The sequence below is a fragment of the Amycolatopsis sp. CA-211722 genome (assembly GCF_056828465.1).
The window spans coordinates 1-20,217 of sequence record NZ_CP184752.1 but is presented as its reverse complement, the minus strand read 5'-3'; the positions used below and the strand labels follow the sequence as shown (position 1 = coordinate 20,217).

At 64.7% G+C, this 20,217-nt stretch carries 9 protein-coding genes, 3 rRNA genes and 1 pseudogene; 7 read left to right on the top strand and 6 right to left on the bottom strand.

Annotation, left to right across the window (positions count from 1 at the left end; all coding sequences use genetic code 11):
* Positions 1-7 precede the first annotated feature (7 nt).
* The 6 genes and pseudogenes from ACOCEP_RS00065 to ACOCEP_RS00040 form a co-directional block, all read right to left on the bottom strand.
* Positions 8-913 (bottom strand): annotated as a pseudogene (locus ACOCEP_RS00065) (CocE/NonD family hydrolase); the annotation flags it as partial.
* A gap of 229 nt (positions 914-1,142) precedes the next feature.
* A complete protein-coding gene (gene aspA, locus ACOCEP_RS00060) occupies positions 1,143-2,531 on the bottom strand; it encodes an aspartate ammonia-lyase (protein ID WP_482335155.1) in 1,389 nt (462 codons plus the stop codon).
* A 10-nt stretch (positions 2,532-2,541) separates the two neighbouring features.
* On the bottom strand, positions 2,542-3,495 hold the full coding sequence (locus ACOCEP_RS00055) for an asparaginase (protein ID WP_482335154.1): 954 nt from the start codon (positions 3,493-3,495) through the stop codon (positions 2,542-2,544).
* Positions 3,492-4,934, bottom strand: a complete 1,443-nt coding sequence (locus ACOCEP_RS00050; protein WP_482335153.1) for an amino acid permease — start codon at positions 4,932-4,934, stop codon at positions 3,492-3,494. Before ACOCEP_RS00050 ends, ACOCEP_RS00055 begins: the two co-directional genes overlap by 4 nt.
* 4 nt (positions 4,935-4,938) lie before the next feature.
* Positions 4,939-5,610 carry a FadR/GntR family transcriptional regulator gene (locus ACOCEP_RS00045; protein ID WP_482339520.1) on the bottom strand — a complete coding sequence of 224 codons (672 nt, stop codon included), beginning with the start codon at positions 5,608-5,610 and terminating at the stop codon, positions 4,939-4,941.
* Positions 5,611-6,033: 423 nt separating this feature from the next.
* Positions 6,034-6,435, bottom strand: a complete 402-nt coding sequence (locus ACOCEP_RS00040) for a nitroreductase/quinone reductase family protein (RefSeq protein WP_482335152.1) — start codon at positions 6,433-6,435, stop codon at positions 6,034-6,036.
* Positions 6,436-6,567: 132 nt separating this feature from the next.
* Here ACOCEP_RS00040 and ACOCEP_RS00035 point away from each other — a divergent pair, with 132 nt between their 5' ends.
* From ACOCEP_RS00035 to rrf, 7 genes are all read left to right on the top strand, one after another.
* Complete coding sequence (locus ACOCEP_RS00035; protein WP_482335151.1) at positions 6,568-7,653, top strand: plasmid pRiA4b ORF-3 family protein; 1,086 nt, start codon at positions 6,568-6,570, stop codon at positions 7,651-7,653.
* Between the two features lie 202 nt (positions 7,654-7,855).
* Entirely contained in the window at positions 7,856-11,440 is a 3,585-nt protein-coding gene (gene dnaE / locus ACOCEP_RS00030) for a DNA polymerase III subunit alpha (protein ID WP_482335150.1), read from the top strand.
* Positions 11,440-12,912 carry an MFS transporter gene (locus ACOCEP_RS00025; RefSeq protein ID WP_482335149.1) on the top strand — a complete coding sequence of 491 codons (1,473 nt, stop codon included), beginning with the start codon at positions 11,440-11,442 and terminating at the stop codon, positions 12,910-12,912. Before dnaE ends, ACOCEP_RS00025 begins: the two co-directional genes overlap by 1 nt.
* Positions 12,913-13,367: 455 nt before the next feature.
* On the top strand, positions 13,368-14,612 hold the full coding sequence (locus ACOCEP_RS00020) for a low temperature requirement protein A (protein ID WP_482335148.1): 1,245 nt from the start codon (positions 13,368-13,370) through the stop codon (positions 14,610-14,612).
* A gap of 347 nt (positions 14,613-14,959) precedes the next feature.
* Positions 14,960-16,476 (top strand): 16S ribosomal RNA (locus ACOCEP_RS00015).
* Between the two features lie 321 nt (positions 16,477-16,797).
* Positions 16,798-19,933, top strand: a 23S ribosomal RNA gene (locus ACOCEP_RS00010).
* Between the two features lie 80 nt (positions 19,934-20,013).
* Positions 20,014-20,130 (top strand): 5S ribosomal RNA (gene rrf / locus ACOCEP_RS00005).
* Together the 16S, 23S and 5S rRNA genes form the textbook arrangement of a ribosomal RNA operon.
* The last annotated feature ends 87 nt before the right edge of the window (positions 20,131-20,217 follow it).

Below are 20,217 nucleotides of genomic sequence, written 5' to 3'. Positions count from 1 at the left end.
CCGCCCCTCAGCACACCGGCAGCGTGATCCGGGACGGCCGCGCGGGATCGTGGAAGATCTCGAACCGCGCGGCTTTCCCGTCCACCGCGCTGAAAACCGGCTCGCCGGTGCCGTGGTTGCGAGCGAAGCGCGGGAACGCGCCGCCCGCGACCTGCACCCGCAGGCGGTGCCCACGCCGGAACCGGTACGCCGTCGGATCGAGTGAGATCTCGGCGGCGACCACACCGTCCACATCGGACTCCGGGTGGCCGGGGCGCAGGCGGAGGATCCCGTCGGTGACGTTGCGGGAGACCCCGCGACGGTCCACATCGCACAGCCGGACGAAGACGTCGCCGTGGCCGAGGTCGGTCCGGACGTGCACGAGCGCGGAGATCTCGCCGATGACGTCGAGGTCGCGCTTCAGTACGTCACCGGTGAAGAGCAGCACGTCCGGCCGCTGTTCGACGACCTTGTTGTCCTGCTGCTTCTGCACGCCGGACAGCAGTGGGCCGCCGACGGTCGGCGTCGGATCGGCCGGGTCGAAGGTGAACGTGCCCGGCTTCGACTCGACGGGTTCGGCGACGGAAAGCCCGCCAGGGCGCAGGAAGTACGGGGTGGCGGCGGATTCCGGCGGCCAGCTTGCGAAGTCCAGCCAGCGTCCGGAGCCCTGGAGGTACAGGCGCACGGGCGACTGCCTGAGCGGCGCGCGATCACCGAGGAGATGGGCGGAGAGGAAGCCGATCTGGTCGGTGATCAGGGTTTTCAGGCTCGCGGGCTCGCCGTGCGCCCACGGTCCGATGGTGATCCGCGGAGCGCGTCCGGCCGCGGCGAGCTCCTTGAAGTCGCGCAGCTGGGCGGAGATGAACAGGTCGTACCAGCCGGTCACCATGGACACCGGTGTCGTCAGCGCGGCGACCTCGGCGCTGTGATCGGCACGGCGATCGCCTTGGTCACCGAGGGGGCAGGCCCTTCGGCGGGCGGGAGGCCGAGGTACCGGTCGAGAAGTCGGTCGAGCACGCGGGCCGCCTTTCGTGCGGAGGATCACCTTCCGCTTACGACCGTACCCGCATGTCAGGAAAGTGGCTTTCAGGACGAAAAATGTCCTGAAAGCCACTTTCCTGACACTGGCGCGGGGCGGACCGCCCGGTACCGCCCCGCTGGTCTCAGGAAAGCCGCGCGAGCGTCTCCGGCTTCAGCAGCTTCGCCAGCTCCTCGGCGGGCAGAAGCCCCTTCTCGACGACGAGTTCCGCCACCCCTCGGCCGGTCTCGAGCGCCTCCTTGGCGATCTCGGTCGCCGCCGCGTACCCGATCCTGGGGTTCAGCGCGGTCACCAGCCCGATCGAATTCTCGACGTAGCCCCGCATCACGTCCGCGTTCGCGGTGATCCCGGAGACGCACCGTTCCGCCAGCACGAGGCACGCCGACCGCAAATGCGTGATGCTCTCCGAAAGCGAGTGCAGGATCAGCGGCTCGAACGCGTTCAGCTGCAACTGTCCGGCCTCGGCCGCCATCGTGACGGCGACGTCGTTGCCGATGACCTCGAACGCGACCTGGTTGACCACCTCGGGGATGACCGGGTTGATCTTGCCGGGCATGATCGACGACCCCGCCTGCACCGGCGGCAGGTTGATCTCGTTGAGCCCCGCCCGCGGCCCGGACGAAAGCAGCCGCAGATCGTTGCAGCTCTTCGAGAGTTTCACCGCGATCCGCTTGAGCACGCCCGAAAGGTGCACGAACGCGCCGCAGTCCTGTGTCGCCTCGACGAGGTCCGCGGCGGACACGACGGGCAGGCCGGTGATCTCGCGCAGGTGCGCGACGGCGGCTTCGGCGTACCCGGGCGCGGCGTTGAGCCCGGTGCCGATCGCGGTCGCGCCGAGGTTGATCTCGTGCAGCAGCGTCACCGCCTCGGTGAGCCGAAGCCGGTCTTCGCCGAGCATGACCGCGTAGGTGCCGAATTCCTGCCCCAGTGTCATCGGGACGGCGTCCTGCAACTGGGTGCGGCCCATCTTCAGCAGATCGTGGAATTCGACGGCCTTGGCCGCGAAGGCCCGCTCCAGCACGACCATCGCTTCGGCCAGTTCGCGGACGGCGATGATGGTCGCGACGTTGACCGCGGTCGGGTACGCGTCGTTGGTCGACTGCCCGAGGTTCACGTGCTCGTTCGGGTGCACGCGAGCGTAATCGCCCTTCTCGTGCCCCAGCAGTTCGAGCGCGCGGTTCGCGATCACCTCGTTGGCGTTCATGTTCGTCGAGGTGCCCGCGCCGCCCTGGATGACGTCGACGACGAACTGGTCGTGCAGCGCGCCTTCGCGGATCTCACGGCACGCCCGGCGGATCGCGTCGGCGACGTCCGGCTCCAGCAGCCCCAGATCGGCGTTGGCGCGGGCCGCGGCCTCCTTGACCGAGGCGAGTGCCTCGATCAGATGCGGGTACGCGGAGATCGCCGTGCCCGTGATGGGGAAGTTCTCCCTGGCCCGTGCGGTGTGCACGCCCCAGTAGGCGTCGGCCGGGACTTCCTTGTCCCCCAGCAGATCGTGTTCCACGCGGTGCATCGAAGGCTCCTCAGGCGGCGAGGTCGGGTTCGGCCAGCGCGCCCGTCACGCGCAGGCCGGGAGTGGGTTCGAGCACGTCCGGATCGACTCCGCACAACGCGAGCATGGCGGCGAGCACCGGCCGCCGCGCGCGGTCGCCGCCGTCGGCGATCTTGATCGCGATCGCCGTCCCGTCCGGGAGAGCGGCGACCTGGACGGCCTCGAAACCGTCCTTGGCGATCAGGCCGGGCACGGCGCGCATGAGCGCGGTGACGTCGCGCCGGGTACCGGCGACCAGCTCCGGATGCTTCCGGATCCCTTCGGCGACAAGGCATTCCGGTGTCCTCGGCGCCGACGCGGCGATCTTGCCGACCGCGCCGGCGAGCCCGCGCAACGAGACCGCGAACAGGGGAGCACCGCAACCGTCGACGGCCACCTTCGGGATCCGCTGCCCGGTCAGGTCTTCGACGCACTCCGCGATCGCGCGCTGCAGTGGATGGCCGGCGTCCAGATAGTCCTTTGTGGACCAGCCGTGCAGGCGGCAGGTCGCGAGCATGGCGGCGTGCTTGCCGGAACAGTTGTGCGCCAGCCGCGAGGCGTGCCGCCCCGAAGCGATCCAAGCGTCGCGCTCGACCGGGTCGAACGGCAGGTCTTCCGGCGTCCGGAGGTCTTCCGTGGTGAGCCCGGCGCCGTCGAGCGTCCTGCGCACCTCGGCGAGGTGGATCTCCTCGCCGGAGTGGCTGGCCGCGCCGACGGCGAACCCGGCGGGGCTCAGCTCGACGCCGAGCCGCGCCATCGCCGTGGCCTGCAAGGGCTTCGCCGCCGAACGCGGATAGAACGCCGCTTCGATGTCGCCCGCGGCGAACAGCACGCGGCCGTCGGGAGCGAGCACCACGGCCGAACCGTGGTGCACCCCCTCGACCATGCCGTCGCGAAGCAGGTGCACCAGCGGTTCGTGCGCGGGGACGCGGATCTCCGGCATCACAGCTTCGTCTTCTCGAAGACGTCCATGTTGATCCGCTTGCGGACCCCGAACCAGCCCGCCACCAGCGCGAGCCCGATGACCGGCAGGCAGTACAGGGTGATCCGGCCGACCTCGTCGAAGCCCATCAGCACCACCACGGCGACGAGGAAGATCAGCGTCGCGATCTCGGTGTAGGGCGAGAACGGCAGGCGGTACGACGGACGCTCGACCTCGCCGAGCTTGGCCTTGCGCACGAACAGCAGATGCGAGAGCACGATGATCGCCCAGGTGCCGAGGATGCCGATGGCGGCGAAGTTCAGCACGATCTCGAAGGCCTGGCTCGGCACGACGGCGTTCAGGCCGACACCGACCACGCAGACCGCGGAGGTGAGCAGGATCCCGCCGTAGGGAACGTGGTTCTTGTTCATCACACCGGTGAACTTCGGCGCGGAGCCTGCCATCGACATCGATCGCAGGATGCGGCCGGTGGAGTAGAGGCCCGAGTTCAGGCTGGACAGGGCCGCCGTCAGCACCACGAGGTTCATGACGTTGCCCGCCTGCGGCACTCCGATATGTGAGAGCACGGTGACGAACGGGCTCTCGTTCTTCGAGTAGGCGTCCCAGGGCATCAGCATCGCCAGCAGGATCACCGAGCCGACGTAGAAGATCCCGATCCGCCACATGATCGAGTTGATCGCCTTGGGCATGATCTTGCGCGGGTTCTCCGTCTCGCCCGCGGCGACGCCGACCAGTTCGACCGAGGCGTAGGCGAACACGACGCCCTGGACGATCAGCACCATCGGCAGTACCCCGGCCGGGAAGATCCCGCCGTTGTCGGAGATCAGCGAGAAGCCCGGCGTGTTGCCGTCGATCGGCTGCTGCGTGACCAGCAGGAAGATCCCGATCGCCATGAAGGTCACCAGCGCGGCGACCTTGATGATGGCGAACCAGAACTCCATCTCGCCGAACAGCTTCACCGAGACCATGTTCAGCGCCAGCACCACCGCGAGCGCGATGAGCGCCAGTACCCATTGCGGGATCGGGGTGAAGAACGACCAGAAATGCGCGTACAGCGCGATCGCGGTGATGTCCGCGATCCCGGTCGTCGACCAGTTCAGGAAGTGCATCCAGCCCGCGACGAAAGCGCCCTTCTCACCCATGAATTCCCGGGCGTAGGAGACGAAGGCGCCGGAGGAGGGGCGGTACAGGATGAGCTCGCCCAGGGAGCGCACCACGAAGAACGCGAAGAGGCCGCAGACCGCGTACACGATCGCGAGGGCCGGGCCCGCCTGCGCGAGCCTGCCGCCCGCGCCGAGGAACAGGCCGGTCCCGATGGCGCCGCCGATCGCGATCATGTTGACGTGGCGGGGTTTCAGCGCCTTGTCGTAGCCGGCGTCACCGGCGTCGGCGGGCACCGGCGCGGATTTGCTGTCGTCCGCGCTGAGGGTCTGTTCGGTCACGATTTCAGTCGTCCTTGTCCTGCTGCGTCGTGTGGCCCGGCCGCACGATGGTGGTGAGCGCGTCCTCGACGTGTTCGAGATGGGAGGTCATCGCCGCGACGGCGTCGGTCTCGGAGCCGGCGGCGATGGCGGTGACGATCTCACGGTGCTCGGTGTTCGAGCGGGTCCGACGATCCCCCAATTGGTTGAGAAAGGACGACTGGCGGGCCAGCGCGTCCCGGATCTCTTCGATGACCTTGCCGAACACCGGGTTGCCCGAGGCCTGGGCGATGGTGATGTGGAACAGCGAGTCCAGCGCCACCCACGCGGTGTTGTCGGTTTCGACGTCCATCCGCTCGACGAGATGACCGAGGAGGTCCAGGTCGTCGGTGCTGCGGCGCAGGGCCGCGTAACCGGCGACGGGGATCTCGACGTGCCGCCGGACCTCGAACAGGTCGCGGGCCGAGTAGGTCCCGAAGGTGGGGTTCTCGACCGGCCCGGTGGCGGTCACGAAGGTCCCTTTGCCCGTTTTGGACACGGTGAGCCCGAGTGCCTGCAGCCCCCGCAACGCTTCGCGGACGACCGAACGGCTGACCTCGAACTCCTTGCCGAGCGCCGATTCCGACGGCAGTTTCTGGCCGACGGGGTACTCGCCGCGCTCGATGGCACCGCGGAGGTGGGCCAGCACGGCCTCCATCGCGCTGACGCGTCGTGGACCACCGTGTCCGGCTGTCTGGCTGTCAGACAGGTTCATGGGACGAGATCGTGCGGTCGGCCGCGACGCTTTGTCAAGAGAACGGCCGAGCGCCCGGATTCAGCCTGCGAGGTTCGCTTGGACGCGGTAAGCGGACCCGTACAGGGCACCTTCGCGGGCACGGAGTGCCGTGAGGACACCGGATCCCCGTGCGTAAGTGGCCAGCGTCACAAGCTCTGCGTCCAGTTCGGTCCGGACTCGACGATCGCCACCTGCGCCCCACACGCACCAGCAGTCACAGCGACCACTCCGGAGGCCCTCCACACCTTCCTCAAGTACGTGAAGGCCCCCTTCATTGCGCCTGGCGCAATGAAGGGGGCCTTCACGTACTTGCACGCGACCAAGGCCGCCGCGACCCCGCGAGCTTCACACGCGCCTGAGCGCGATCACCGGGAACGGCCGCGCGGTCTTCGACTGATGCTCAGCCAACCGTGGAAACGCCTTCGCCTGCTTCGCGAACAGGCGATCCCTCGCTGCTCCGGTGACTTCGACCGCGTGAGCGGTGAAGGCCTCACCCTCCGCTTCGACGTCGACCGACGGCTCCGCGACCAGGTTGCGGTACCAGTCCGGATGCCCGGGAGCCCCGCCATTCGCGGCGAAGACGATGTAGCGGTCGTCGTCGGCGAGGAACAGCATCGGCGTCACATGGCGTCGTCCGGTGCGGGCGCCGGTGGTGGTGAGCAGCAACGTCGGGAGACCGTCGCCGTGGCGGCCGTTCGCGCGGAACTCCGCGATCACGTTCTCGTTCAGGGCCTGCAGGTCGATCATCAACTCTCCGGGGCGGTCAAGTGATCTTGGCGGCTGGCCAGTCTGCACAGCCACGCCCAGGTCGGCAAGCATTTTCCGAACGGCGCAGCTCACGACCCCGAAACTGTCGGTGCCACTGGCGATACTGCTCCCGTGTCCCCCGTCAGCCGCGGCCGCAAGCCCGCCAAAAGACCGAAGCACCAGCGCTCCCGCCGGACGCGTCCGCCCCTGGACGTGTCCAAGGTGGATCGCTGGCCGAAGCTGCTCCACGGGCCGGTCGAGCTTTCGGGCTGCGTCGTCCAAGGCGAGGTGGATCAGGACCTGGTGGTCCTCGCCGCCACGCTGACCGCCGGCAAACGCTCAGTGGGCGTCGAGGTGGTCGTGAACGGTCGCGAGGTCGACGTGATCGAGCTCCACGCCGTCCCCGAGGACGCCCTCGCGGTGCTTCGCAACGGCTTCGAGGTGACCGAGGCGCCGCTGACCCCCGAGGAGTTCCGGAGCCAGGTCGAAGCGGCGCTGATCGCCGAAGCGGACAGCGCCGCCTGGATTCGGGAGAAGATCCCCGGACTCTTGGAACTGGGCAGGGATCCGAGACCCGATCTGGCCCGGCGTGCGGTCCAGCTGCGCCGGTGGCTCGGTCTTCCCGGCTACGAACCGCTGCCACGCGTACCGTCGGCCGATCCACTGCCGCTCGTGCTGCCCCCGCCCGAGCAGGTCACCGGACTCCGGCTGGCGGTCGCCCTCGCCGAGCTGGACGACGCGATCTGGCGACGGCTCGAAGTCCGTTCCGACGTCACCCTCGCCGGCCTGCACCGGATCCTCGCGGCCGCGTTCGACCGTGAAGAACGGGAGTATCACCGGTTCCAGACCGCGTACGGAGGCTTCAGCGTCGACGCGCAGAGCTGTGAAGGAGACCGTTTCGACGACGAAGTGACACTCGGCCAGGTCATCACGTCTCCAGGGCAACGGCTCGTCTACGAGACGGAGGGCTGGCGGCACTGGATCCGGGTCGAGCGGCTGGTCGCCCTCCCCGAAGCATCGAGCTGCCTCGACGGTGAACGTGCCGCCCCTCCGGCGGAATGCGATGACGGGCAGAGTTACGAGATGTTGCTGGAAGCGCTGCGTGATCCCGGCGGCGAAGACAACGAGGAACTGCTCGAAGAACTCGGCGGCTCCGGGTTCGATCCGGCGTGGTTCGACAGGGAGGAGGCCAACCGGCGGCTGGCTCGGCTGAGCTGATCCGGCGCCCCGTTCGGGGGGTAACCGAGGTCATCGCGAACCGCGCCGCGTCGGTGCTTGGCGGCGGCCGGACGGAGGGGGAGACTGACCCTCGCCGGGGTACCATCCCGCCCGGGCGCCGTCGAGCCCCGGCGCATAAGGTGGGAGGACCGGCCCGCGTCAAGCAGCCAGGGATCCGTCTGCCTAGGGGAGGTTTTCGCTGGTGTCGAACGATTCCTTCGTCCACCTGCATGTGCACACCGAGTACTCGATGCTCGACGGTGCGGCGAAGATCGCCCCCTTGTTCAAGGAGGCGGCGCGCCTGGGTATGCCCGCGGTCGGCATGACCGACCACGGCAACATGTACGGCGCGGACGAGTTCTACCAGCAGGCGGTCAAACACGACCTCAAGCCGATCATCGGCATCGAGGCCTACATCGCGCCGGAGAGCCGGTTCCACAAGAAGCCGGTCTTCTGGGGTCAGTCGAACCAGCGCGGCGCCGACGAGTTCGGTGAGGGCGGTGACGTCTCCGGTGGTGGTGCCTACACCCACATGACGATGCTCGCCGAGAACTCCACCGGCCTGCGGAACCTGTTCAAGCTCTCTTCGCTCGCGAGCATGCAGGGCTACTACCGCAAGCCCCGGATGGACCGTGAACTGATCGCGGAGAACCACCACGGCATCATCGCGACCACCGGCTGCCCCTCGGGCGAGGTGCAGACGCGGCTCCGGCTGGGGCAGCGCACCGAGGCGATCCAGGCGGCGTCGGACTACAAGGACATCTTCGGCGCCGACAACTTCTTCCTCGAACTGATGGACCACGGGCTGCCGATCGAGCGGTCGGTCCGTGAGGGCCTGCTCGAGATCGGCAAGCTGCTCGACCTCCGGCCACTGGCCACCAACGACTCGCACTACGTCACCAAGGACCAGGCCGACACCCACTCCGCGCTGCTGTGCGTGCAGGCGGGCAAGACGCTGAACGACCCGAACCGCTTCAAGTTCGACGGTGACGGCTACTACCTGAAGTCGGCCGCCGACATGCGCGAGTACTGGGACAAGGAGGTCCCCGGCGCCGCCGATTCGACGCTGCTGATCGCCGAGCGCGTCGAGTCCTACAAGGACGTGTACACGCACAAGGACCGGCTGCCGTTCTTCGAGGTCCCCGAGGGCTACGACCAGGGCACCTGGCTGCGCGAAGAGGTCGCGCGCGGGCTCAAGTGGCGGTACCCGGACGGCGTCCCGGACCCGTACTACAACGAGCGCATCGAGATCGAACTCGACGTCATCATCGGGAAGGGCTTCCCCGCCTACTTCCTCATCGTGGCCGACCTCATCAACTACGCCCGTAAGGTCGGTATCCGTGTCGGCCCCGGCCGTGGTTCCGCCGCCGGCTCGCTGGTCGCGTACGTCCTCGGTATCACCAACCTGGACCCGATCCCGCAGAAGCTGCTGTTCGAGCGGTTCCTGAACCCCGAGCGCGTCTCGATGCCCGATATCGACATCGACTTCGACGACCGCCGTCGCGGCGAGATGATCCGCTACGCCACCGACAAGTACGGCGTCGACAAGGTCGCCCAGGTCATCACCTTCGGCACCATCAAGACCAAGGCGGCCATCAAGGACTCCGCCCGTGTCCACTTCGGCCAGCCGGGGTACGCGATCGCGGACCGGATTTCGAAGGCGCTCCCGCCGCCGATCATGGCGAAGGACATCCCGCTCTCGGGCATCGTCGACTCGAAGCACGAGCGCTACGGCGAAGCGGCCGAGGTCCGCGCGCTCGTCGAGACCGACGAGGAGTGCAAGACGATCTTCGAGACCGCGCGCGGTCTCGAAGGCCTGATCCGCAACGCCGGCGTCCACGCCTGCGCGGTCATCATGTCCTGCGACCCGCTGACCGACGCCATTCCGCTGTGGCAGCGCGACGACGGTTCGATCATCACCGGCTGGGACTACCCGTCGTGCGAGGCCATCGGCCTGCTGAAGATGGACTTCCTCGGCCTGCGGAACCTCACCGTCATCGGTGACGCGATCGACAACATCAAGACCAACCGCGGGATCGACATCGACCTCGACACCCTCGGCGTCGACGACAAGGCGACCTACGAACTGCTGTCCCGCGGTGACACGCTCGGCGTGTTCCAGCTGGACGGCGGGCCGATGCGCGACCTGCTGCGCCGCATGCAGCCGACGCAGTTCGACGACATCGTGGCGGTGGGCGCGCTGTACCGCCCCGGCCCGATGGGCATGAACGCGCACAACGACTACGCCGACCGCAAGAACGGGCGGCAGAAGGTCAAGCCGATCCATCCCGAGCTCGACGAGCCCCTGAAGGAGATCCTGGCCGACACCTACGGCCTGATCGTCTATCAGGAGCAGATCATGCACATCGGCCAGAAGGTGGCCGGTTACTCGATGGGCCGCGCGGACGTGCTCCGCCGCGCCATGGGCAAGAAGAAGCAGGAAGTCCTCGAGAAGGAGTTCGAGGGCTTCGAAGCCGGGATGAAGTCGAGCGAGCTGCTCCCCGGCGGCTTCTCGTCCGAGTCGATCAAGGCGCTCTGGGACACGATCCTCCCGTTCGCCGGCTACGCGTTCAACAAGAGCCACGCGGCCGCGTACGGCCTGATCTCCTACTGGACCGCGTACCTCAAGGCGAACTTCACGCCGGAGTACATGGCCGCGCTGCTCACCTCGGTGGGTGACAACAAGGACAAGTCCGCGGTCTACCTCTCGGAGTGCCGCCGCCTCGGGATCAAGGTGCTCCCGCCGGACGTCAACGAGTCGGCGCTGAGGTTCGCGGCCGTCGGGGAGGACATCCGCTTCGGCATGGGTGCCGTCCGCAACGTCGGCGCGAACGTCGTCGAGTCGATCATCAAGACCCGCGAGGAGAAGGGGAAGTACTCCTCCTTCACCGACTTCCTCGACAAATCCGAGCTGGTCGCCTGCAACAAGCGCGTCATCGAATCGCTGATCAAGGCGGGCGGGTTCGATTCGCTCGGCAACACGCGGCTCTCGATGATCCAGGTGCACGAGGACGCGGTCGAGGCCGTGGTCCCGCTCAAGCGCCAGGAGGCGATGGGTCAGTTCGACCTCTTCGGGTTCGGCGGGGAAGACGACGCCGAAGCCGCGGCGTCCTCTTCGCCACTCGCGCATCTGAAGTTCGGCGAAGAGGAGTATCCGCGCAAACAGCTCCTGGCCTACGAACGGGAGATGCTCGGCCTGTACGTCTCGGCGCATCCGCTGGACGGCGCCGAACGCATCCTGCGCAAACACGCGCCTCGGCCGATCGCCGCGATCCTCGCCGACCCGCCGAAGGAAGGCGAACTGGTCGTCTCCGGGCTGATCACCTCGCTGGAACGCCGGGTCAACAAGAAGGGCGAGCCCTGGGCGATCTGCACCATCGAGGACATGGACGCCTCGCTCGAAGTGCTGTACTTCCCGAAGTCCTACGCCATGTTCTCCGCCGACCTCATCGAGGACAACGCGGTGCTGGTCAAGGGCCGGGTGAACTGGCGCGAGGACAAGATGTCCATCTTCGGCGGCGGGCTCGTGCCGCTCGACCTGTCCGAGGTCGGCAACGGCGACGACGATCTGCCGCTGGTCCTGCTGGCCGCGGCGGAGAAGATCGACCAGTCGGTGGTCAGCGAACTGAAACAGACCCTGCTGGCGCACAAGGGAGAGACCCCGGTGCACCTCAAGCTGGTCGGCAAGAACCAGACGGTCTTCGCGCTCTACGACTATCCGGTCAAGGTGACGTCGATGCTGATCGGTGAGCTCAAGGGCATCCCCGGGATCGCCGCCAGCACCTGATGAACACCTACGTTCCCGACCCTCGGCGCTGGAAGGCGCTCGCCGTCTCCCTCGCCGCCGGGTTCATGGGGCTGCTCGACGTCAGCATCGTCAACACGGCGCTGCCCTCGATCCAGAAGGACCTCGGCGCGTCGAGCGGCGGGATCCAATGGGTGGTTTCGGGTTACGCGCTGGCTTTCGGGCTCGTGCTGGTGACCGGCGGCCGGCTGGGTGACGCGCTCGGCCGCCGCCGCATGTTCCTGTTCGCGCTCGCCGCGTTCGTGCTGACCAGCGCGTTCGCCGGTGCCGCCCCGAACGAGACGACGCTGATCATCGCGCGGCTCCTGCAGGGTTTCGCCTCGGGCATGATGACGCCGCAGAACAGCGGGATGATCCAGGACCTGTTCCGCGGCGCGGAACGAGGCCGGGCGTTCGGCATGTTCGGCGCCACCGTCGGGATCTCGACCGCCGTCGGGCCGGTGCTCGGTGGCGTGATCCTCGCTGTCTTCGGTGACCCGGAAGGCTGGCGCTGGGTCTTCTACGTGAACGTTCCCATCGGGATCCTGGCGTTCGCGCTGGCCATGAGATGGCTCCCGAAGGCCGAAGCCCCGGCAAGAAGCCTGCGGGGCGAGATCGACTTCGTCGGCATCATGCTGCTGGGTGTCGCCGTACTCGGTGTCCTGCTCCCGTTGATCGAATCCGAACAGGGCGGGCTCAGCAGCCTGTGGTGGCTGTTCCTCGTCGCGGTCGTCTTCGGTTTCGCCTTCGTGCGCTGGGAGCGCTCGATGGTGCGGCGCGGCCGGCCGCCGCTGCTGGACACCCGGCTCTTCACCGGAACCCCGGGCTACGCGACGGGAGCGGCCGTCGGCGCGCTGTACTTCAGCGGGTTCACCGGGATGTGGCTGGTCTTCGCCATCTTCTTCCAGCAGGGACTCGGCTACACGCCACTGCAATCCGGACTGGCCGTCACCTCTTTCGCCCTCGGCTCGGCGGTGTCGGCGGCGATCGCGGGCCGGCTGGTGTCGAAGTGGGGCCGCAAGCTGACCGTCGCCGGGCTGGTCATGGTGATCGCCGGGATGGTCACGGTCGCCGTCCTCGCCGGTCAGGATCCCGGCGCGGCGGCGGGGTGGTGGTTCGCGTTGCCGTTGCTCGTGGCCGGTGTCGGTGGCGGCATGGTCATCTCGCCCAACACCACCTTGACGCTGGAATGCGTCCCGACGTCGATGGCCGGTGTGGCCGGGGGAGCGTTGCAGACCGGGCAACGGATCGGCACCGCGATCGGCACCGTCGTGCTGGCCTCGGTCTTCCACGCGGTACTCGGTGCGAACGGCGGCTATCCGTCGGCGCTGACCGCCGCGATGCTGTGCGCCGCCGCGCTGACGAGCTCGGCTCTCTTACTGGCCGTGATCGAACTCCGCGCACGCCGGAAGCGTCGCGTCCTCACTGAGCGGGAGGAAGCCGAGCGGGCTGCCGCCGACAGTCAACGCGGCTGAGTCTTCCGCACGGCCGATGACTACGTTCGGCAAGACCGGATGCTCCATCCGAGTGACTGAGGTCGTCATCCCCTGGTGCTACTCAGAGCAACCGGGTACACCTAACGGAGCCTTCACCGCTGTGCGTTGGCTACCGACAGTGGTATTTCTGTCGATCGATCGGGGATGGATCGATCGGCGGGAGCGATCGTGGTGAGTCCGGAGTTCTCAGGAATGGACACCCGCGGTCACGAGCCGGTGGACAGTCGTCGGCGTCCGCGGGGGACCGTTCGGCGGCGGCCGGCTCATCACCACTGGCGAGCCGAGTACCGGTGAGGCATTCGCGCGGGTGGGTTCGCGTGGGGTCGCCTGGGGAGGTGCACCCGGCCCGGACCCACCCGCCGCGCGTTCCTCCGAGTGTGTGAACCGCCTTCGGCTGCGAAGATCTCCGCAGATCGACATGGCGAGGAGCGCTGATGGTGGAGAGTTCTGAGCGGCGGAATCGGCTGAGGGTCTGGTACCGGCCGATGACGATGCGCGATTCCGGCGAAGGACACCGGGTCGCGACCCCGTTGGAGCTGCTGTTCGACCTGTGTTTCGTGGTCGCCGTCGCGCAGGCCGCCGCCGGCCTGCACCACGCGATCGCCGAGAACCACATCGGGCACGGGGTGCTCAGCTTCGGGATGGTGTTCTTCGCGATCTGGTGGGGCTGGCTGAACTTCAGCTGGTTCGCGTCGTCGTTCGACACCGACGACGTCGCGTACCGGCTGGTGACACTGGTGCAGATCGCGGGAGGACTGACCGTCGCCGCCGGTGTCTCGTCGGGGTTCGACGGCGACTTCACGATCGTGGTGATCGGCTACGTGCTGATGCGGCTCGCGATGGTCGTGCAGTGGCTGCGCGCCGCTCGGACCGATCCGGAATGCCGCCCGGCCGCACTGCGGTACGCCCTCGGCATCACGATCGTCCAGATCCTGTGGGTCGTCCGCCTCGGTCTCCCGGAGTCGCTGGAACTGCCGTCGTTCTTCCTGCTCCTGCTGGCGGAACTCGCGGTCCCGGTGATCGCCGAACGCAAGCGCTGGACGGGCTGGCACCCGCACCACATCGCCGAGCGCTACGGCCTGTTCACGATCATCGTGCTGGGTGAATCCATCCTCGGCGCGACCACCGCGATCAAAGAAGGGCTGGACGAGGGTAAGCACACCGGCAGCCTGATCTCGCTCGCCGCCGCCGGGCTCGTGCTGGTCTTTTCGTTGTGGTGGCTGTACTTCGACCAGCCGGGCCACGTCCGGCTCGAGAAGGCGAAGAGCCTCTTCACCGTCGCGAGCTGGGGCTACGGGCACTACCTGATCTTCGCCTCGGCGGCCGCGCTCGGCGCCGGCCTCGAAGTGGCGGTCGACTACGACACCCACACCGGGCATGTGGCCTCCCTGCCCGCAGCCATGGCGACGACCGTGCCCGTCGCGATCTACCTGGTGAGTGTCTGGCTCATGCACATCGGACCCACCAACGAATGCCGTCCGATCGCGATCGGCTTTCCGGTGACCGCGGCGCTCGTACTCGCCGCGTCCTTCACGCCGGCGCCCATCCACATCACCGCGGGGCTCGCCGCCGCCCTCGTCGTGCTGACCGTCGTCGCGACCCACGGTGAGCCGGTCCCGGGGGAGGGCTCGATCGACGCAGGTCAGAGCCCCGGCGCGAAAAAAGGGACCCCCCTGTAAACGCCGGTTTCGGGCCGTGTAATGTTCTCTTCGTCGCCAGGGAAACCGAGCGGCCGCCGGGAACACGAACCAAGCTCCCACCGGATGGTGGTAGAGTGGGTGGTCCCGAACCGGAGAGGTAACTCTACCCCCGCTGAAACGGCAGTTTCGAGCAGGTGCTAGGGTGTGCTCCGGACAAAAGCCAAGAAATAACTGCTTCGGATAAGGCCGCTGTGATGGCGGTGCGATCTGGGGTGTGTTGCTTGAGAACTCAACAGTGTGCTAGTGAACTAAGCCAGTAGAGCTTATATTTGAACCTCGTTTGAGGTTCCTTTGAGAGCATTTATTTGCCTCGATCAAATTTGACATTGTTGGAGAGTTTGATCCTGGCTCAGGACGAACGCTGGCGGCGTGCTTAACACATGCAAGTCGAACGATGAAGCCTTTCGGGGTGGATTAGTGGCGAACGGGTGAGTAACACGTGGGCAATCTGCCCTGTACTTTGGGATAAGCCTGGGAAACTGGGTCTAATACCGGATATGACAGGTTCTCGCATGGGAACTTGTGGAAAGCTCCGGCGGTACGGGATGAGCCCGCGGCCTATCAGCTTGTTGGTGGGGTAATGGCCTACCAAGGCGACGACGGGTAGCCGGCCTGAGAGGGTGACCGGCCACACTGGGACTGAGACACGGCCCAGACTCCTACGGGAGGCAGCAGTGGGGAATATTGCACAATGGGCGCAAGCCTGATGCAGCGACGCCGCGTGAGGGATGACGGCCTTCGGGTTGTAAACCTCTTTCGCCAGGGACGAAGCGTAAGTGACGGTACCTGGATAAGAAGCACCGGCTAACTACGTGCCAGCAGCCGCGGTAATACGTAGGGTGCGAGCGTTGTCCGGAATTATTGGGCGTAAAGAGCTCGTAGGCGGTTTGTCGCGTCGTTCGTGAAAACTCCACGCTTAACGTGGAGCGTGCGGGCGATACGGGCAGACTTGAGTTCGGTAGGGGAGACTGGAATTCCTGGTGTAGCGGTGAAATGCGCAGATATCAGGAGGAACACCGGTGGCGAAGGCGGGTCTCTGGGCCGATACTGACGCTGAGGAGCGAAAGCGTGGGGAGCGAACAGGATTAGATACCCTGGTAGTCCACGCTGTAAACGTTGGGCGCTAGGTGTGGGCGACATCCACGTTGTCCGTGCCGTAGCTAACGCATTAAGCGCCCCGCCTGGGGAGTACGGCCGCAAGGCTAAAACTCAAAGGAATTGACGGGGGCCCGCACAAGCGGCGGAGCATGTGGATTAATTCGATGCAACGCGAAGAACCTTACCTGGGCTTGACATGCGCCAGACATCCCTAGAGATAGGGCTTCCCTTGTGGTTGGTGTACAGGTGGTGCATGGCTGTCGTCAGCTCGTGTCGTGAGATGTTGGGTTAAGTCCCGCAACGAGCGCAACCCTTATCCTACGTTGCCAGCGCGTCATGGCGGGGACTCGTGGGAGACTGCCGGGGTCAACTCGGAGGAAGGTGGGGATGACGTCAAGTCATCATGCCCCTTATGTCCAGGGCTTCACACATGCTACAATGGCTGGTACAGAGGGCTGCGATACCGCGAGGTGGAGCGAATCCCTTAAAGCCGGTCTCAGTTCGGATCGCAGTCTGCAACTCGACTGCGTGAAGTCGGAGTCGCTAGTAATCGCAGATCAGCAACGCTGCGGTGAATACGTTCCCGGGCCTTGTACACACCGCCCGTCACGTCATGAAAGTCGGTAACACCCGAAGCCCATGGCCCAACCCGCAAGGGGGGGAGTGGTCGAAGGTGGGACTGGCGATTGGGACGAAGTCGTAACAAGGTAGCCGTACCGGAAGGTGCGGCTGGATCACCTCCTTTCTAAGGAGCAACACATCCACAGTCCTCGGGATACCCGAGACCAGCGCTGTGGAGTGGCCAGGGTTTCACCACCGAATGTGTGGTGGCGCTGGTTGCTCAAGGAATTGTGGAACTACTGGTTAGGGTTCGCGACCGGGTTGCCGGCGAGGGCGAGTACTGCTCCGCAAGGAGCGTGGAAAGTGTTGCGCTGGGTCTGGTCGAGAATTGTTCACAAGCACGCTGTTGGGTCCTGAGGCAACACGCCGAGGGGCTTATGCCTCTAGGGACGTTTGTTTCTGGTGTGGTGTTTGAGAACTGTAGAGTGGATGCGAGCATCTTTGTGGTCAAGTTGTTAAGGGCACATGGTGGATGTCTTGGCTTCAGGAGCCGATGAAGGACGTGGGAGGCTGCGATATGCCTCGGGGAGCTGTCAACCGAGCTGTGATCCGAGGATTTCCGAATGGGGAAACCCAGCACCAGTTATGTGGTGTTACCCGCATCTGAATATATAGGGTGTGTGGAGGGAACGCGGGGAAGTGAAACATCTCAGTACCCGTAGGAAGAGAAAACAACCGTGATTCCGTGAGTAGTGGCGAGCGAAAGCGGAAGAGGCTAAACCTTGCACATGTCAAGCTGTCAGGCGTTGTGTGTGTGGTGTTGTGGGACCCAGCGTCGAGGATCTGACAGTCCTCGGAACGATTACGCGTGTTAGTGGAACGCCTTGGGATGGGCGACCGGAGTGGGTGAGAGTCCCGTACGCGAAAACACGTTGTGGATTGTTTGTTTGGTGTTCCCGAGTAGCAGCGAGCTCGTGGAATTTGCTGTGAATCTGCCGGGACCACCCGGTAAGCCTAAATACTTCCTGAAGACCGATAGCGGACTAGTACCGTGAGGGAAAGATGAAAAGTACCCCGGGAGGGGAGTGAAAGAGTACCTGAAACCGTGTGCCTACAAGCCGTCAGAGCCCGAGCACATCTTTGTGATGTTGAGGTGATGGCGTGCCTTTTGAAGAATGAGCCTGCGAGTTAGTGCTGCGTGGCGAGGTTAACCCGTGTGGGGTAGCCGTAGCGAAAGCGAGTCTGAATAGGGCGATTGAGTCGCGTGGTCTAGACCCGAAGCGGAGTGATCTACCCATGGCCAGGCTGAAGCGTCGGTAAGACGACGTGGAGGGCCGAACCCACTTAGGTTGAAAACTGAGGGGATGAGCTGTGGGTAGGGGTGAAAGGCCAATCAAACTCCGTGATAGCTGGTTCTCCCCGAAATGCATTTAGGTGCAGCGTCACATGTTTCTCCACGGGGGTAGAGCTACTGGATGGTCTAGGGGCCTTACCGGGTTACCGAAATCAACCAAACTCCGAATACCGTGGTGTGAGAGTGTGGCAGTGAGACGGCGGGGGATAAGCTTCGTCGTCGAGAGGGAAACAGCCCAGAACACCAGCTAAGGCCCCTAAGTGTGTGCTCAGTGGGAAAGGATGTGGGATTGCCCAGACAACCAGGAGGTTGGCTTAGAAGCAGCCACCCTTGAAAGAGTGCGTAATAGCTCACTGGTCAAGTGGTCCTGCGCCGACAATGTAGCGGGGCTTAAGCACACCGCCGAAGCTGTGTCATTCACACATATAGATCGGCGTCTCTCTTGCAGGGACGTCTAGTCGTGTGGATGGGTAGGGGAGCGTCCTGCATCCAGGGAAGCGGCGGCGGAAGCCAGTCGTGGAGGGTGTGGGAGTGAGAATGCAGGCATGAGTAGCGAATGCAGAGTGAGAAACTCTGCCGCCGGATGACCAAGGGTTCCTGGGCCAGGCTAATCCGCCCAGGGTAAGTCGGGACCTAAGGCGAGGCCGACAGGCGTAGTCGATGGATAACGGGTTGATATTCCCGTACCCGAGCACGTGCGCCCAGGATGAGGCGGTTGATACTAACCACCCAAAGCCAGTTACCGAAGTCTTCGGATGGAGGTTTCTGTGTGGAGCGTGGGATCTGATTCCGTAGTAGTCGAGTGATGGGGTGACGCAGGAAGGTAGCTCCGCCAGTGAGTGGTAGTACTGGTGTAAGCGTGTAGACCGGAGTGTAGGCAAATCCGCACTCCATATAGGTTGAGACGTGATGCGTAGCCGATTGAGGTGAAGTAGAGTGATCCTATGCTGCCGAGAAAAGCCTCTAGCGAGTGCGTGCACGGCCCGTACCCCAAACCAACACAGGTGGTCAGGTAGAGAATACTAAGGCGATCGGGTGAACTGTGGTTAAGGAACTCGGCAAAATGCCCCCGTAACTTCGGGAGAAGGGGGGCCAAACACTCTGAAGTCCCTTGCGGACTAGGGGTGGGTGGCCGCAGAGACCAGCGGAAAGCGACTGTTTACTAAAAACACAGGTCCATGCGAAGTCGCAAGACGATGTATATGGACTGACGCCTGCCCGGTGCTGGAACGTTAAGAGGACCGGTTAACCCTTCGGGGTGAAGCTGAGAATTTAAGCGCCAGTAAACGGCGGTGGTAACTATAACCATCCTAAGGTAGCGAAATTCCTTGTCGGGTAAGTTCCGACCTGCACGAATGGCGTAACGACTTTCCGGCTGTCTCAACCACAGGCCCGGCGAAATTGCACTACGAGTAAAGATGCTCGTTACGCGCGGCAGGACGGAAAGACCCCGGGACCTTTACTATAGTTTGGTATTGGTTTTCGGTTCGGCTTGTGTAGGATAGGTGGGAGACTGTGAAGCTGGCACGCTAGTGTTGGTGGAGTCGTTGTTGAAATACCACTCTGGTCGGATTGGGAATCTGAACCTCGGACCATGATCTGGTTCAGGGACAGTGCCTGATGGGTAGTTTAACTGGGGCGGTTGCCTCCTAAAGAGTAACGGAGGCGCCCAAAGGTTCCCTCAGCCTGGTTGGCAATCAGGTGTTGAGTGCAAGTGCACAAGGGAGCTTGACTGTGAGACAGACATGTCGAGCAGGGACGAAAGTCGGGACTAGTGATCCGGCACCACCTGGTGGAAGGGGTGTCGCTCAACGGATAAAAGGTACCCCGGGGATAACAGGCTGATCTTGCCCAAGAGTCCATATCGACGGCATGGTTTGGCACCTCGATGTCGGCTCGTCGCATCCTGGGGCCGGAGTAGGTCCCAAGGGTTGGGCTGTTCGCCCATTAAAGCGGCACGCGAGCTGGGTTTAGAACGTCGTGAGACAGTTCGGTCCCTATCCGCCGCGCGCGTAGGATACTTGAGGAAGGCTGTCCCTAGTACGAGAGGACCGGGACGGACGAACCTCTGGTATGCCAGTTGTCACGCCAGTGGCATGGCTGGTTGGCCACGTTCGGAAGGGATAACCGCTGAAGGCATCTAAGCGGGAAGCCTGTTCCAAGATGAGGTATCCCACCCCTTGTGGGTTAAGGCCCCCAACAGACCATTGGGTTGATAGGCCAGAAATGGAAGCACAGTAATGTGTTGTCGAGTTGACTGGTACTAATAGGCCGAGGACTTGCCCACAAAGATGTTACGCATCCACTCTACAGCTCTGAAACACCACACAACCATCACCGATGGTGGTGGGGAGTGTTTCATAGTGTTTCGGTGGTTATAGCGTCAGGGAAACGCCCGGTCCCATTCCGAACCCGGAAGCTAAGCCTGACAGCGCCGATGGTACTGCAACCGAAGGGTTGTGGGAGAGTAGGACACCGCCGGACTAACATTAGAAAAAAGATCAGGGCCCAGATCGGTCGAGAACCACGAGTTCTCCCGACCTGGGCCCTTTTCTCATACCCACACCCCGC

Bases quoted from the DNA above. Each gene is read 5' to 3' on its own strand.
- ACOCEP_RS00040 (WP_482335152.1), bottom strand. From the start codon at position 6,435: ATGATCGACCTGCAGGCCCTGAACGAGAACGTGATCGCGGAGTTCCGC.
- ACOCEP_RS00020 (WP_482335148.1), top strand. From the start codon at position 13,368: ATGGTGGAGAGTTCTGAGCGGCGGAATCGGCTGAGGGTCTGGTACCGG.
- ACOCEP_RS00025 (WP_482335149.1), top strand. From the start codon at position 11,440: ATGAACACCTACGTTCCCGACCCTCGGCGCTGGAAGGCGCTCGCCGTC.
- ACOCEP_RS00045 (WP_482339520.1), bottom strand. From the start codon at position 5,610: ATGGAGGCCGTGCTGGCCCACCTCCGCGGTGCCATCGAGCGCGGCGAG.
- aspA (WP_482335155.1), bottom strand. From the start codon at position 2,531: ATGCACCGCGTGGAACACGATCTGCTGGGGGACAAGGAAGTCCCGGCC.